General features: G+C 39.2%; 12 protein-coding genes and 2 pseudogenes. 6 read left to right on the top strand and 8 right to left on the bottom strand.

Translation table 11 applies throughout. The annotated features are described in order from the left end of the window. Window positions 1-193: 193 nt before the first annotated feature. The 8 genes from pnp to ACYPZI_RS05485 form a co-directional block, all read right to left on the bottom strand. Window positions 194-2374 carry a polyribonucleotide nucleotidyltransferase gene (pnp, locus tag ACYPZI_RS05520; protein ID WP_459599432.1) on the bottom strand — a complete coding sequence of 727 codons (2181 nt, stop codon included), beginning with the start codon at window positions 2372-2374 and terminating at the stop codon, window positions 194-196. Between the two features lie 129 nt (window positions 2375-2503). After that, entirely contained in the window at window positions 2504-3463 is a 960-nt protein-coding gene (locus ACYPZI_RS05515) for an FAD:protein FMN transferase (protein ID WP_459599430.1), read from the bottom strand. Between the two features lie 57 nt (window positions 3464-3520). Next, window positions 3521-4405: a sugar phosphate isomerase/epimerase family protein gene (locus tag ACYPZI_RS05510; RefSeq protein WP_459599428.1), complete on the bottom strand. Its 885-nt coding sequence runs from the start codon at window positions 4403-4405 to the stop codon at window positions 3521-3523. A 112-nt stretch (window positions 4406-4517) separates the two neighbouring features. Beyond that, window positions 4518-5393, bottom strand: coding sequence for a 3-keto-disaccharide hydrolase (locus ACYPZI_RS05505; protein ID WP_459599426.1), 876 nt, complete (start codon window positions 5391-5393; stop codon window positions 4518-4520). A 33-nt stretch (window positions 5394-5426) separates the two neighbouring features. Continuing rightward, a complete protein-coding gene (locus tag ACYPZI_RS05500) occupies window positions 5427-6899 on the bottom strand; it encodes a Gfo/Idh/MocA family protein (protein ID WP_459599424.1) in 1473 nt (490 codons plus the stop codon). Window positions 6900-6949: 50 nt separating this feature from the next. After that, complete coding sequence (locus ACYPZI_RS05495; RefSeq protein WP_459599422.1) at window positions 6950-8635, bottom strand: Gfo/Idh/MocA family protein; 1686 nt, start codon at window positions 8633-8635, stop codon at window positions 6950-6952. Between the two features lie 4 nt (window positions 8636-8639). Then, window positions 8640-9134, bottom strand: coding sequence for a DoxX family membrane protein (locus ACYPZI_RS05490; protein WP_459599420.1), 495 nt, complete (start codon window positions 9132-9134; stop codon window positions 8640-8642). A 282-nt stretch (window positions 9135-9416) separates the two neighbouring features. Beyond that, the gene (locus ACYPZI_RS05485; protein WP_459599418.1) at window positions 9417-10409 is read right to left on the bottom strand and encodes a Gfo/Idh/MocA family protein; all 993 of its coding nucleotides are present in this window, start codon (window positions 10407-10409) and stop codon (window positions 9417-9419) included. Between the two features lie 154 nt (window positions 10410-10563). Between ACYPZI_RS05485 and mnmE the strand changes: the two genes are divergently transcribed. The 6 genes and pseudogenes from mnmE to ACYPZI_RS05455 all read left to right on the top strand — a co-directional run. After that, window positions 10564-11955, top strand: a complete 1392-nt coding sequence (mnmE, locus tag ACYPZI_RS05480) for a tRNA uridine-5-carboxymethylaminomethyl(34) synthesis GTPase MnmE (protein ID WP_459599416.1) — start codon at window positions 10564-10566, stop codon at window positions 11953-11955. Window positions 11956-12076: 121 nt separating this feature from the next. Next, window positions 12077-12340 (top strand): annotated as a pseudogene (locus tag ACYPZI_RS05475) (tyrosine-type recombinase/integrase); the annotation flags it as partial. 122 nt (window positions 12341-12462) lie between these two features. Further along, complete coding sequence (locus ACYPZI_RS05470; RefSeq protein ID WP_459599414.1) at window positions 12463-12771, top strand: hypothetical protein; 309 nt, start codon at window positions 12463-12465, stop codon at window positions 12769-12771. Beyond that, complete coding sequence (locus ACYPZI_RS05465; RefSeq protein WP_459599412.1) at window positions 12741-13274, top strand: PDDEXK family nuclease; 534 nt, start codon at window positions 12741-12743, stop codon at window positions 13272-13274. The genes ACYPZI_RS05470 and ACYPZI_RS05465 overlap by 31 nt, the downstream gene beginning before the upstream one ends. After that, window positions 13265-14491 carry an MBL fold metallo-hydrolase gene (locus ACYPZI_RS05460; RefSeq protein ID WP_459599410.1) on the top strand — a complete coding sequence of 409 codons (1227 nt, stop codon included), beginning with the start codon at window positions 13265-13267 and terminating at the stop codon, window positions 14489-14491. Before ACYPZI_RS05465 ends, ACYPZI_RS05460 begins: the two co-directional genes overlap by 10 nt. A 110-nt stretch (window positions 14492-14601) precedes the next feature. Continuing rightward, window positions 14602-15897, top strand: a pseudogene (locus ACYPZI_RS05455) (TraM recognition domain-containing protein); the annotation flags it as partial. Between the last annotated feature and the right edge of the window lie 176 nt (window positions 15898-16073).

Genomic DNA, 16073 nt, shown 5'->3' with positions numbered 1-16073 from the left:
GCGGCGGCGGGATTCAACTTCAAGAGAATGATCAACAAATACAAACAAAAAATGGCCTGTTTCTTTTGCAAAATACAGGCAGACTTTTTTATACTTGAACTTAAAATGACTTTTTAAGGATTGACTAATTAAAAAAGAAGGCATCCGCTTTTGGGATACCTTCTTTCTTTATGTAAGGATATTTATGGCTTAATTAAGCTTGTGATTGGGGATTACCCTCAGTGTTATTGTTCTTTTGAATAGGTTTTTCCGGTCTTGGAGGACGAGGAAGAAGTACTTTACGGGATAATTTGAATTTACCTGTTTTAGGATCAATATCAATCAGTTTCACTTCAATTTGGTCCCCTTCTTTTAGTCCGGCCTTTTCCATGTCTTCTACACGATCCCATGAAAGTTCAGAAATGTGAAGTAAACCATCTTTCCCCGGCAGGAACTCGCAGAATGCGCCATATGGCATTACCGAACGCACCTTAGCGGTGTATACTTCGCCTACTTCGGGAACAGCTACAATGCCTTTAATTTTGGCAACAGCAGCTTCTATAGATTGTCTATTGGTTGCTGAAACTTCGACACGTCCATAACCATCTATTTCTTCAATAGTAACTGTCGCTCCGGTTTCTTCCTGGATACCTTGTATAATTTTTCCTCCAGGGCCGATGACAGCTCCTATGAATTCTTTATTGATGATTATTACTTCAATACGTGGTGCATTATCTTTCAAGTCAGCACGCGGTTCGGCTAATGTTTCTTGTATTTTGCCCATAATATGCAAACGACCTTCACGAGCCTGGTTCAAAGCTTTTTCAAGTATTTCGTAAGATAGTCCGTCTACCTTGATATCCATTTGGGTTGCTGTGATACCATCTTTGGTTCCGCATACTTTGAAGTCCATATCTCCCAAGTGGTCTTCGTCTCCCAGAATATCAGAAAGCACAGCATAATTTGTTCCCTTCTTTTCCGAGATAAGTCCCATGGCAATACCTGTTACAGGCTTTTTGATTTTCACACCGGCATCCATTAGTGCAAGTGTTCCGGCACAAACTGTAGCCATAGAAGAAGAACCGTTCGACTCCAATATATCTGATACGACACGTATCACGTAAGGATAATCGACCGGTATCATTGGTTTCAACGCTCTGTGAGCCAAATTTCCGTGGCCGATTTCGCGACGGCCTACTCCACGCTGAGGTCTTGCTTCACCTGTCGAGAATGGAGGGAAGTTATAATGTAAAAGGAATCTTTCTTTTCCGTTGTTTAGTACATCGTCGATGATCTTCTCATCTAGTTTTGTACCTAAAGTTACAGTTGTCAATGATTGGGTTTCACCACGTGTAAATACCGCTGAGCCATGAGCTCCCGGGAGGTAGTCCACTTCACTCCAGATAGGGCGAATTTCGGTTGTACTACGTCCATCGAGGCGTTTACCTTCGTCTAAGATTGAACGGCGCATAGCTTCTTTTTCCACATCATGGTAATAACGGGAAATCAAGGAGCCTTTTTCAGCTAATTCCTCTTCAGTAAGGTTAGCTTTATATTCGTCTACGATGGCAGCAAAGTTATCACTGCGTTCGTGTTTGTTTGTGTTACAAGATGTAGCTACCGCATAAGCTTTATCGAAACATTTAGCCCATACGTCTTTACGTAAATCTTCGTCGTTTGTTTCGTGACAATACTCACGCTTAACAGTTTTACCAACTGCTTCCATCAGTTCTATTTGTGCCTGACATTGTACCTTGATAGCATCGTGAGCAAATTTGATGGCTTCGAGCATTTCTGCTTCTGAAACTTCTTTAAATTCGCCTTCCACCATCATAATATTGTCAATAGTAGCGCCTACCATAATGTCCATATCGGCTTGCGCCAATTGGGTAAATGTAGGATTCAGAACGAATTGTCCATCGATACGTGCTACTCTCACTTCCGAGATAGGGCCGTTGAACGGAACATCAGATACAGCAAGTGCGGCAGAAGCTGCCAATCCGGCCAATGCGTCCGGCATATCTTCTCCGTCGGATGAAAATAGAATAACATTGACAAAAACCTCAGCATGATAATCGTCCGGAAATAACGGGCGAAGCGCACGGTCAACCAAGCGGCAAACCAATATTTCATAATCTGATGCACGCCCTTCCCTGCGTTGGAAACCTCCCGGAAACCGGCCAAATGCAGCAAATTTTTCTTTATACTCTACCTGTAAAGGCATAAAATCAACATCCGGCTTAGCGTCTTTAGCAGCAGTAACTGTTGCCAACAACATGGTGTTACCCATGCGTAGCATAACAGATCCATCAGCTTGTTTTGCAAGTTTTCCGGTTTCAATGGTGATAGACCTTCCATCACCCAAATCGATACTCTTTGTAATCGGATTCATCATAAATATTTTTTCTAAACTTCTTAAAATCGCACAAATGTACGCAAAGTTTTTGAAAATTAAGGGGATGCAATGCGAAAAGATGGGGCGGTGGAGGGTATTATATGGAAATTTGTCAGATTACAATATATCTTAAATATCAAAAATCAACTTATCTTCTATCAGGGAAGTATAATATACTTTGTATTCTCCTTGTTCATCACAGATAAAGATGGCATCCAGCTCAGGATTTTCTTCAATCCACTGTCCGGCTTTTTCCATTCCTCCTACCATAAAAGCTGTGGCGTAGGCATCGGCTGTGAGGGCATCGTTGGCAATGACTGTAGTGGATACTAAATTGTGTTTTGCAGGATAGCCGGTCGCAGGATTAATTGTATGTATTATTTTCCGGCCGTTCTCTATATAAAACTGCCTGTTGTTACCGGATGTGGCAATTCCTTTGTCTGTTATTTGCAGGATGAGTTGAAGTCCGTTTTCTCCCGGAAGAAAATTTCCCTCTATCGGGCGATCTATACCTATCGACCAAGTTTCTCTTTGTGGATTATATCCTTTTACACGGATTTCTCCTCCTATTTCTACCAGGTAATTATCACAATTCTTATTAAGGAATGAAGCTACTATATCGGCAGAGTAACCTTTGGCGATAGCATTCGCGTTAAGTACAATATTAGGGTGGTCTTTGATTATCCGTTTGTTCTCTAACCGGATTTTATCCATCCCTATATATTTTTTCAATTCTTCTATTTTCTCTTTATCCGGAATATTTTTCCCTTCGGAACTAAATCCCCATACTCTGAATAAAGGCTCGGCAGAAATATCGAACAATCCTCCGGTCAGGGTACTTATTTCTTTTGCCCTGTTGAAAACTACCTTGAAGTAATCGTCTACTTTAAGGTCCTCATTTCGGTTGATTCTTGAGATGATGGAAGAAGGATCGTATACAGATAATGATTTTTCGAAAATGGAAAGTAGAGATTCTATCTCTTTTTGAATATTCCAATGACCTTCATAAATAATCCTATAACTAGTACCTTCAGCAAACCCCTGAATGGTAGAGTAGAAGGTTCCGTCGTCAGTCATTGTTGTTTCCATTATCTGTTGTTCTAAAAGCAACAAGGTCTCAATTCGAGACCTTGTTATTATGATTCTTTACTTATCGTAGCTTTCTTTTACAAGAGGGCAATTAAGCAAGTAATCGAGACTTTGTTTTACACTTTCTTCCGGTGTGAAATTATATTTTTCAACCTCTACAATCAGGTGCTTGGTTCCTGCTGCATCTGTGTTTTTGAAAATAGCATCGAAACCTACCATGCCACTTTGTCCAAGCTCTTTGTTGTCTTTGATGTGCAGTAAAGCAAAACGTCCTTTATACTTGTTGAAGTAATCAACAGGGCTCTGTTGCCCGCGTACTACCCAATATACGTCCATTTGGAAGAATACGTATTCCGGGTTCGTGTTCTCGAGCATATAATCGTACATTACTGTATCTTCCACTTTCTGAAATTCGTGAGCATGATTATGATATCCGAATGATATTCCATTTTCCTTACATCTTTTGCCTATTTCGTTATAATACTCGCAATATGTTTGCAGGTCTTTAAGTGTTTTCGGTACATCCATCCATGGAGCAACAATATACTTCATTCCTGCGGCTTTATGCGCTTTGATGGCTTCATCCCACCATTTTAAAGATTCGGAAAAATCTTTAGATGCCAACTCCTTTTCAGAAAGAGGCTTTGTTGTATGAGACGAAAGGACTTTCATCCCGGCAGCTTCAATATCGGCTTTGAATTCTTCAGGTGTTTTTCCGTAGAATTTGCCATCTCCGTAGGAGGCAGCTTCTACAGCAGTATAACCCATTTCTCCGGCTTTTTTTATTGTTGCTGCGTAATCTTTTTTTATATCATCCCTTAATGAATATAATTGGAGGGCAATATCTTTTTTCGGCGGAGCTGATTGTTGAGTAGTATCAGCTTTTGGAGAACAGGATGCAAGCATTAGAAGAGCGATGGTTAATAATATTGATGTTTTCATAATATATAAATTAAGTAGTTAGTAGCAAGTAGCAAGTAGTTAAGTAGTTAGTAGAGTGGTCTTCTACTTAACTACTTAACTTCTCGCCTCCTTAACTCCTGATCAACATTAATTAGTCTAAAACTTTGATTTTGATGTTGCGGAACCATACATCGTCGCTATGATCCTGTAGGCCGATATATCCTTCACGATTAGGACCGCCACAGTTGTTCAGCAATTCAAAAGCAAGAGGCCATTTTTCTTTACTAAATTTACTTTCTTCGAGCATTTTAGTCCACTCAGGAGTCCACAAATGATATTCTAAAACAGTTTCACCATTTTGCTTGTGGAATACTGTTCCTTTCGAAACTACGATCTCTGTTTTGTTCCACTCTCCATATGGGCGTGCGTTCTGAGGCTTGGCCGGTATCATATCGTACAAAGAACCCGACTGTCTGTTACCATCTTTTCCGGCCATTGCATCCACATGATTTGCATTATCCAGTACCTGGTATTCAGGAGAAGAAATGTAGATATGTTCCAATACTGTATTTCCATCCTTATCCTTCGACTCTATTTCCTGAGCCAGATAGAAAATACCGGAGTTAGACCCTTTGGCAACTTTCCATTCCAGTTCTAAAATAAAGTTTTTAAATTTATGGGCAAATATAATATCGCCTCCGTCTTTTTCCTGAGCTTCACCTCCACCTGCTCCTGTAAATTTGAGAGCTCCATTGTCGATACTCCATTTCCCGGGCAGGTTGTCTTTACCATAACCGCGCCATCCTTCTGTAGATTTTCCATCGAATAAGGTTATATACCCGTTTTTATCCGCTGTATATTTGGAAATATCTACTTGCGCTTTATCTAATTCTTTATATTCAGGCACGGCGTTTTCTGTTTTAGTTGAATCTGAATCTGTTTTTTTATTATCTGTGCTTTTCCCGCCGCAAGCAGTTAAGGCTCCGGCAACTATAAGGCAACTCAAACTATAAATTACTTTTTTCATATTATTTGATTTTAAATTATACTAATATGTTAATTAAGGCATGGCCGGTAATTTCCAACCATCGCGGTACGTATGTTTGATTAATTCCTGAGCGAACTCTAATGCGTTAACAGGGTCTGTCATCTTTTTGTCAAAAGTAGGGTGTCCGTCAGTGATCTTAAATCCGTCTTTAATGACTGTACGTATAGTAGCCGTAGGTGAAATATTGGTAAACTTCATATTTGCTCCGTCCCAGTGCAGTTCTTGATTCAATCCTTGCAGTCTTACTCCCAGAACTCCCATTACAACCATTTCGTTGAACGGTCCTGCTTCACTGAATGGTGATGTTGTTTCTATCCGGCTCGAAGCATCTTCTTTACAAGCGCGTACCCAGTCCATTTGATGATCTTCGTTCGGAACTTCTCTCAACACTTTTGGCGCATTAGGAGTGCGACCTGATAGCAACCAAGGGTCTTTTCCGTAACTACCGCAGAATAATGTATCTTTTGTTCCGTGGAAAATAACTCCGCCACCACCATCGTTCATGTCTCTTCCCGCAGGGAATCCCTCCGGACGCATTGGTTTTAAACCTCCGTCATACCATGTTACTTCTACTTCCGGTAGAGCAACTTTCGGCATATTGTCGCGTGCAGGGAAAGTGAATTTCACGGTTTGTGCGTTTGGCGCACAATCGGTAAGCAGCAATGTTGAACTTCCTTGTACTTTTGTAGGGTAGCCCAATTTTAAGCCTTTGAATACAGGATGAAGTATATGGCAAGCCATATCACCAAGAGCTCCTGTTCCAAAGTCCCACCAGCCGCGCCAGTTCCAAGGGGTGTAAATGGCATTGTAATCACGGGGCTTGGCAGGCCCTATAAAAAGATCCCATTTTAAGGTCTCAGGCACGGTATCCGCTACTTCCGGACGAGGTAATCCCTGAGGCCAAATAGGGCGGTCGGTAAAGGCTTCAACTTTTGTAACTTCTCCTATTTCTCCGTTCCATATCCATTCGCACACTTTGCGTACGCCTTCGCCTGAAGCACCCTGGTTACCCATTTGGGTGGCAACTTTATGTTTTTCCGCCAGTTTTGTAAGTAGCCGGGATTCATATACGGTATGAGTTAATGGTTTTTCCACATAAACATGTTTTCCCATAGTCATAGCATCTGCTGCTACTATGGCATGCGTATGGTCTGCTGTAGCTACCATGACAGCATCGGCTTTTTTGCCAAGTTCATCATACATTTTTCTGTAATCATAGAAGGTTTTAGCCTTTGGATAGTCTTTAAACACATGAGCGCTGTATTTCCAGTCTACATCGCATAATCCGATAATATTCTGGCTTGCCATGCCTTTCAATACTCCGGCTCCGCGTCCTCCGACGCCTACACCAAGGATGTTTAATTTATCGCTTGGAGCTACATGCCCGAAATTTTTACCTAAAACCGTACTGGGGATAATTGTTAATCCGATAGCGGCTTTGGCCCCTGTTTGGAGAAATTTTCTCCTGGAGATGTCTGATGCCATAATTCCTTGTTTTTTTAGGTTTATATTAATTAGATTCAAAAGTTGTTATATTAATTTATCTCTCCTCTTATGATTTCTTCTTTATCTTTATCCCAATACATGGTACGTCCTTCCAGATAGGCTCGTGTTCCCATATGCGCGGTAATAGCTTCTTCGAAAGCAGCGTCTATGTCGCAGGAAGGTTTTTTATTCCTGTCGCGGATACATTCGAGCCATTCGCGCATATGAAGGTATGTGGTATCATAGCGTTTTCCTCCGAGATAGGAATATAGCAGCCCTCTTTGCGCGAAATATAGCTCGGTAGGTGATGTAATAGCATCTACCTTGCTTCTGCCGGGAATATAAGTATAGAAAGGTACGTCAGGTTTAATGATTCCTTTTTCTATTTTTTCCTTATACCGGGTTGATTCCTTATCTACTTTCACCGTCAACGTATTGCCTACTTCCATAGCGGCATCGTGCCCCATAATCATTTTAGGTCTGTTTGAGCTGTTGGCAAGAGTAGCGCTATACAACATGGTGAAGTTTTTATCGGAAAATTCGAAAGTTGTTTGCAGTACATCGGGTACTGTCCTGCCATCTTTGAAGAAGTATACACCTCCCGAAGAAGTAGCCGAATGTGGTATGCCCACACCGAGTATTTGGTTAACGGCATCATATTCGTGTGTTAATAAATCGCCGCTTAGCCCCGTGCTGTAATCCCACCAGCAACGCCAACGGAAGAATCGTTCAAGGCTGAATTTATTTCTTTCATCGGGGCCTACATATTTCAAGAGGTTATGTTTGGTCATGTAGTCTGTGTATTCTTTTACCCTCTCATTGTTTCCCTCAAATTGTTTCCAGTCGATAGTTTGTGGATTGGCAGTAGGGTCGATGTCATATACCCAAGCCCCATTCGGAGAATTTCTGTTGGTACAAACTTCAATTAGAGAAATACTCCCCAGCAAACCCTTATCTATTATTTCCTTTGCTTTCAGATAGCTGGCAACCTGTCTTCCCTGATGTCCTAACTGGAATACCACTCCTGTTTGTTTAATAACCTCCCGAACCATATATGTTTCGGGAACAGTCCATGATAATGGCTTTTCCACATACACGTGCTTTCCGGCTCTAGCTGCATCCATTGCCATAGTGCTATGCCAATGGTCCGGAGTTGCAATAATTACCGCATCAATATCATCGGCGGCTAACATTTCCTGATAGGTACGGTAACGTTTTGGCGCCGGCCCTGATTTTCCACCTACTCCTTCCCTATGGATATTAGCTCCCGCTGCAATTCCTTCTTCGGCAAAGGTGTCGAATATATCGCAAACACCTGTTATCGTAACATTCAGGGCTTCTTGGTCCAGATAGTCTTTATAACGTGTATCTTTCGAGTCTTGTTTTGCTCCGTCGATTAGCTTTTGGATCGACTCAGGAGTAGTAAATCCAATTGCTCTCAACAATTGCTTCCCTCTTATGCCACAACCTATGATCCCTAAACGGATCTGTTTGCCGTTGGGTTGCAGATTCGCTATACTGAAATCGTCTTTGCTTACGCTAAATACATCGCTTACATCTCTGAAGGTATTGTCGTGTTTCTGCTTTTTATATACTCCATATGCCATTGCGCCTAATATAGGAACTGTGGCCAGGGCTTTTATCGCATTGCGGCGCCCTTCGGATTCAGGGAGCGCGCTTTTTTGCTTTTCTTTTTCGTTTTTCTTTTCGGGTGTATTTTTATCTTCAGATGTCATAGTATTATGCTGATTTGCGATTGAATATTTTAGAAATATACCGGTCGAGACCTATAATCCGGGATGTAGGAAAATATATTAGTACCATTAAGGCTCCGATTTCAATTACATTTTTGTCTATCCATAAATAAGAACCTTCGGTAGGCATCATATATTCAACTCCTATAAATGGAGGGTGCGAAAGATAGTATAAGGCTAGAAAAACGATGCCCCCTATGGATGCAACGCGAGAAAAGCATCCCAAGATGAGCCCCAGACCGATAAGCGTTAATCCATATATATTTATTATATTGGAGATGGCTAAAATTTGCGGGTTCTCTGCGATTCCATGGAAAAGATCAGATAGGAAACCGTGAGAATCCATCAGATAAGGATAGGCTGTCCAGCCCGAATTAAGAATTTTTACTGTGCCCTCGTATAAAAAATGCCAGCCGATTAATAATCTCAGAGCGACCAGCCAAAATGTCTGAGGGCGAGAATAAGATGTTAGTTCATTCATAGATTAAATTATATAAATTATCAATAGCCTTCCGTTAAAGACTATGAATTTTGATTGATCTTGTAAAATATCTGTTTATAAGCCTATTAGATGCCTAACCAAACAATAATAGACTACCTATTAATACGGAAATAAAGCTAGGTATATTTTGGATAAGTTGGGTTTGATAATTTGTTAAAAATAGTTGACTTTACTAATAAATTGTAAATAGATGGAGAAATAACATGAGCAAAATAGAATAATTATTTGATATCTTTTAAAAATTAACAAATAAGACATTAGTTATATATCATCTGCCGGATATACTATTCCCAGTTGTGCTCTTATCTCATCAATGATTTCTAATGTGATAAGTGAATTTTCGTGACTGTTAATTTTTGATTGCCTTTTTCCTGCTTCTATCAGGTTTATAAATTCAGCGATCTCATAATAGTATTCATGCAGTGGATTTGAAGTGCTTATCTCAATCTCTTTTCCGTTTCTGTATTTGAGTGATACCCGGTTTATAATGTTTATTCTGTCCGATATAATTGTTCCCTCTTCGCCTTGTATCTCTGTTTCAAGAGTTGAATCGGCTATTTTGGAATACAATACGGTTGCATTCATTCCATCGTATTCGAAATTGATAGCTCCTTGTCCATCTACACCTGTTGTTAATTTAATTCCTGTCGCACTGATTTTACTTGGCCTTCCGAATAATACGACCATCGGATAAATGGTGTATATTCCGATATCCATCACAGCTCCGTTAGATAGCTTCGGGTCGAAAGCGTTCATGAGAATGCCGTCCTTTAGTTGATCATAACGTGATGAATATTGACAATAACAGGAGAAATACCGACGGATTGCCCCTATCTTATCAAGATTATCTTTTATGCTGAAAAAATTAGGAGTCAATGTTGGTTTCATGGCCTCCATTAGCGTAACATTATTTCTCTCAGATGCCTCTATCATCATTTTTGCTTCGCCGGCATTCGAGGCAAGGGGTTTTTCGCATAATACATGCTTTCCATGATTCATAAATAGAATACTTTGTGGAGCGTGTAACGAATTGGGAGAAGCGATATATACAGCATCAATAAGAGTGCTGGAGGCCATTTCTTCTAATACTGTAAATGTATGTGGGATATTATGCTTTTTAGCAAATTCATTGGCGCGTTCTGTTGTACGGGAATAGACAGCGGTCAGTTCAAAACGGCTTTCTTGTTTTGCTGCATCCAAAATTTTATCTGTTATCGAATTTGTTCCTACTATTCCAAACCGGATTTTTGTCATTGCATTTAAAGTTTATTCATCAATTTTTGTCATTGTAATAAGGCGCAAAATAGTAAATAAAAGAGATTCATGCAATAGTATTTACAATGATCGAAAGAGAATTTTATCAACTTAAGTAAAAACTGTTTATCTTTGACTTATAAACAAATATAGTATGCAAGAAAACAATATAATAACAGCTATTTCTACTCCGGCGGGTACAGGAGGTATTGCTGTTATACGTTTGTCCGGTACCGGATGTATCGGGCTTGTGGACTCGGTATTTAAATCTCCAGGTGGAAGTAAGTTAATTGATCAGAAACCGAATACGATTCATTTCGGCTCTGTTTATCAAGGAGATGCTGTTCTGGATGAGGTATTGGTGAGTATATTTAAATCTCCGCATTCATTTACCGGTGAGGATGTTGTGGAAATATCGTGTCATGGTTCGGTCTATATTCAACAGAGCATATTGCAATTGTTGATTTCTGAAGGAGCATCGTTGGCACAGCCGGGAGAGTTTACTCAACGTGCATTTTTGAATGGAAAGATGGATCTCTCCCAGGCTGAATCAGTGGCGGATTTAATAGCCTCTTCATCCGCTGCAACACATCGTTTGGCAATGAATCAAATGCGGGGAGGGGTTAGTAATAAACTGATAGAGTTGCGAACCGAGTTACTGAATTTCTCGTCTTTAATAGAATTGGAACTTGATTTTTCGGAAGAAGATGTTGAATTTGCTAATAGGGAGAATCTGAAAGAAACGGTACGTCAAATAGAAATGCACATTAGGAAACTGGCGGATTCTTTTAGTTTGGGGAATGCTGTTAAAAAAGGAATCCCTGTAACGATAATAGGAGAGACCAATGTCGGGAAATCGACACTGCTGAATCTTCTATTACATGAAGAAAAAGCGATTGTCTCAGATATACATGGTACAACACGTGATGTGATAGAAGATGTAATTAACATACAAGGAGTAACTTTCAGATTGATCGATACGGCAGGGATACGTGATACTGTAGATGAAATAGAAAGTATAGGAATCGAACGGACTTTTAAAAAGATTGAACAAGCCGGTATCGTTCTATGGATTGCAGATGCCCAAACTTCCAATGAGCATATGGAAGAGTTGGCAGAAAAGATTTTGCCTGTAACAAAGGATAAAAAACTGATTCTTGTTTTTAATAAGGTTGATCTTATTTCACAGGAAAGAAAAGCGAATAAGGAAGAGGTGCTTAAAGATGAAATTTCAGAGTGTATTTTTATTTCTGCTAAGTATGCGCAAGAGACCGGCGAATTAGAGACAATGCTTCTAAAGGCGGCTAATATACCGGAAATTAGCGAACAGGATGTGATAGTTAGCAATATCCGTCATTTCGAGGCATTGGAAAATGCACTCGCTGCTATTCGTAGGGTAGAGGATGGGTTGGAACTGCAATTGTCGGGAGATTTTTTGGCGCAAGATATTAGGGAGTGCATGCATTATCTTGGGGAAATAACTGGTCAAATTTCTACAGATGAGATATTGGGTAATATTTTCAGTAAGTTCTGTATAGGAAAGTAACTTAATGAAATATCAACAAACAAAAAGTAAATAAATGTGAAAATATTACGGCTATGGAAATCAAGTTAATCAAACATCTGATCAGGCAACTCGCTATTTAGGAGAAAGGGGTAATCCCGAAGATCGAGTTTTTATGGGATTGAAATATTCGGCATGGCATAATCAGGCATTAGAAAAATGGTGCATGAGAGCAGGGATACTGAAAGACATCACCTTTCATGTCGCAAGACACACATATGCAGTTATGCAGCTAAACTTGGGTACAGAAATATATACTGTATCAAAGTTGTTAGGTCATAAAGAACTAAAAACTACTCAGATCTATGCTCGTATTTTGGATGAGAAGAAACGAGAGGCTGTGAATAAAATACCTGATATAGAATAAAATTGCATAGAAAATACAGTATTGGTAATCAATGCGTTATATTTCGATTGGTCTTTTTTAACTAAATCTCGGTATACTTTTTCTCTGCTCATTCGTATTATATATACATTAAATTTGAAAACATGAAAAAAGAAATTTCTGCCGAAGAAGCCATACAGAAAATGCGAGAAGTGAGAAACCCTGAAGAGTTCATAGAACAACTGAGTAACCAATCAGCTATATCTTTAGAAGAAGCCTTAGAGCAGGTGCAAAAGACTCGTGAATGGCAAGATAAAAACAAAGCTATAAGAGTTCTTAAATTAGAATTCTTCCAATTAGCGAGATTGCTTAATCGTGATTTCCGTGATATACTCGCTGAAAAAAAGCTCATTTTAGAGGAAATACAAGTTCATGTTCGCTTGTGTCTCTTGACCCTAAGACTCCTGAAATAGGTATATCCCCAATTAATAGAAAGAATGCCGAAGAAAAACTGCTAAACTTTGATCCAAAAGAACCTGTTCGGAAGACACCCGAAAAAATACTTCAAGCATGGATTATTTTCAATGCGATCCAGAACAACAATCTTTTACCATTTGCAGATAACTTGACTTTTATAACCTCCGAATTAGCAATTGTTTTAAAAGATAATAAACGAATAGTTAATGATATTTTGGCAATTGATAAAGATAATAACCTTGTTGTAATAGAGTTGAAATCCTCACGTGTAAATAAAGTCAAAGAGCAAGCTACCAAATTTAAAGAGGTCATTGAGTCCGAACCATTTTTTTTTAGATTTCTAACAAAATTAATGACTGATAGAGATTGGAGTGATACAATTAGGTGTGTAGTAGTGTGGCCTAAAGCCGAGGGGAAAGTAAAAACTACTCCTCAAGAATATGGAAATGTAGAAATTTATCAATATTACGATAATTTTAAATTTGAAATATGCAAATAACTATCCATCGTGGAGCAAACCAAATTGGGGGTAATTGTATCGAAGTATCGTCAAACAATGCTCGCATAATATTCGATATTGGAGATGAATTGCCGGAAATAAATTCAACCCAAGAGAATAAACGGATAGTACCTAATGTACCTGATTTATTTACAGAGACTTCAACAACAGAGAACCCTATTGATGCTATATTTATTTCGCATATGCATGGCGATCATATAGGGTTAATCGATAGAATAACAAGAAATATTCCTGTTTATATTGGTCAATACGCTTTTCAGATATGGAGTACAATCCAAGAATTTACAAACCAGCCCAAAACAATCAATCCAATAATACATTTATCAAACGAAGCACCTATAACCATAAAAGATATTACTATCACTCCATTCCTTATTGATCATTCAGCCTTTGATGCTTATTCTTTTTTGATTGAAAGTGATGACGAACGGATTTTTTATACAGGAGATTTCCGAAATCATGGTTATGCAAAAAAATATACTGCTGCAATACAGAGTAATCCTTTATTGAAAAATATAGATAAACTACTGATAGAGGGTACAAATCTATATAAAGAAGAATATATTGCCGAATCTGAATTCAAAATAAGTGAAAGAGCTGAAGATATAATGAAGAGTACGTCCGGCAATGTATTTGTTCTGCAATCATCTGCTAATATAGCTCGTATTCAGGCTTTTTATAATGCAACAAAGCGGACAAAACGCGTATTGCTTGTCGATATATTTACTGCGAATATTCTGAATAAACTCCCTAAAAGAATACCCAATCCTTTTACCTTTGACGATGTGTATTTGTTCTTCCCTATGGCATTGACACAAAAAGTAATAGGAGAAAAGCCACATTTATTCAAACCTTTTGCAAAATTTAAAATAGCATCAAATGAGCTGCATACAAGAAAAGACATGGTAGTACTAGTCCGCGAGAGTATGATTTATGAAGTCCAAAAACGAATAAACAAAGAGGACTCTTGTCTAATATATTCAAAATGGAATGTATATAAAGAAGAACGAAAAACGGCTCAATTCTTGAAGCTTTTCGGTAAGGTAGTAGATTTACATACTTCTGGACATGCAGATATTCCAAGTATAATAGAGTTTGTTTCAGCATTGAATCCTAAGACAATAATACCGATTCACACTATTACTCCTGAAAAATATATTGAATTATTTGGCGAAAAAGTGAAACTACAAGATTGAAAATATATATCTAAATCATGGATTATAACACAATTAACGAATCAATTATCAACGAATTTGGAGAGTCAAACTCATCTATTGTTAATTGTTTGTTTGAACAAGCAGTAGAACTTGCCTATAACGAGCTTCTTAAGAATATGCGTAATTATGAGGTAAAACCTAAATTCTATGTGATCAATTTCGATGACCCGCATAAGTCCCACCGCTGTAACCCGATTGCCCCGGAATTTATGACCGACATCAGCGACGCATATGAATCGGCCTATACAATTATGTTAAATTTGAACCGCAGCTGGATTCAGAAACAGGGTGACTTCTTTGTCGAATCGCCGATTATCCTACTGGCAGCTATTATCTGGTACCTTAAAATATATAAGGAAGGAAAATATTGCACGTTTCCCCATGCCATAGAATTTCTGAATAAACCCTATGCCGATATATTCACCATCCTCACTTCTTATCCGGCCCTCGAAAATTACCTTTCTCCCTTTATGGACGCATAGCAATCAGGCGCCCAGGATCAACTCCAGGGCCAGATCGCGTCCGCTAAAATCCCCTTATCCAGGATGATAAGCCCGCAACTCTACTGGGTAATGACGGGTAATGATTTCACCCTCGACATCAACAACCCAAAAGAGCCGAAGATACTTTGTGTGGGAAATAATCCCGACCGCCAGAATATCTATTCGGCCGCGTTGGGATTGTACAATTCCCGTATTGTAAAGCTGATAAACAAAAAGGGAATGCTAAAGTCTTCTGTTATTATCGACGAGTTGCCGACAATCTATTTCCGGGGCTTGGACAACCTGATAGCTACCGCCCGCAGCAATAAAGTAGCTGTTTGCCTGGGATTTCAGGATTTTAGCCAGTTAAACCGTGACTATGGCGACAAGGAGAGCAAAGTAATCCAAAATACGGTCGGGAATATCTTTTCGGGACAGGTTGTCGGGGAAACGGCTAAGAACCTGTCGGAACGTTTCGGGAAAGTTCTTCAAAAAAGGCAGTCTATTTCGATCAACAGGCAGGATACATCCACCTCTATCAATACACAGATGGATTCCCTGATTCCGGCATCCAAGATCGCCAACCTGTCACAAGGTATGTTCGTGGGTTCGGTCGCCGATAATTTCGGGGAGAAGATAGACCAGAAAATTTTCCATGCAATGATTATCGTGGACAATGAAAAAGTAGCAACGGAAACCAAAGCCTATAAAAAGATTCCTGTTATCAATGATTTTAAGGATGAGAACGGAAATGATATTATGAAGGAGCAGATAGAACGGAACTACAACCAAATCAAACGGGATGTCCTTAATATAATAGAGAATGAGAAGGAGCGCATCCGTAAAGACCCCGACCTTTGCCATTTGCTGGGTGAGAAAAACGAAGAAGAGGAGGAAGGCTAAATGTTACTGCAATAGATCTCAGGATGGGTATAAACCAGGCCGGATCTACTTCCCGTGTTTTTTACTCCGGCATATTAACAAAAAGAGTCAGCTATTTCATAAATTTGTGATTGTCTGACTGAGGAAAATGGATATTTATATTTTTGATTCCATTCTCTTTTCCATTAATATAATCG

The organism is Dysgonomonas reticulitermitis (genome assembly GCF_054601275.1).
Note: the sequence above shows the minus strand (reverse complement) of the source record. Positions and strands in the feature narration are given on the sequence as shown.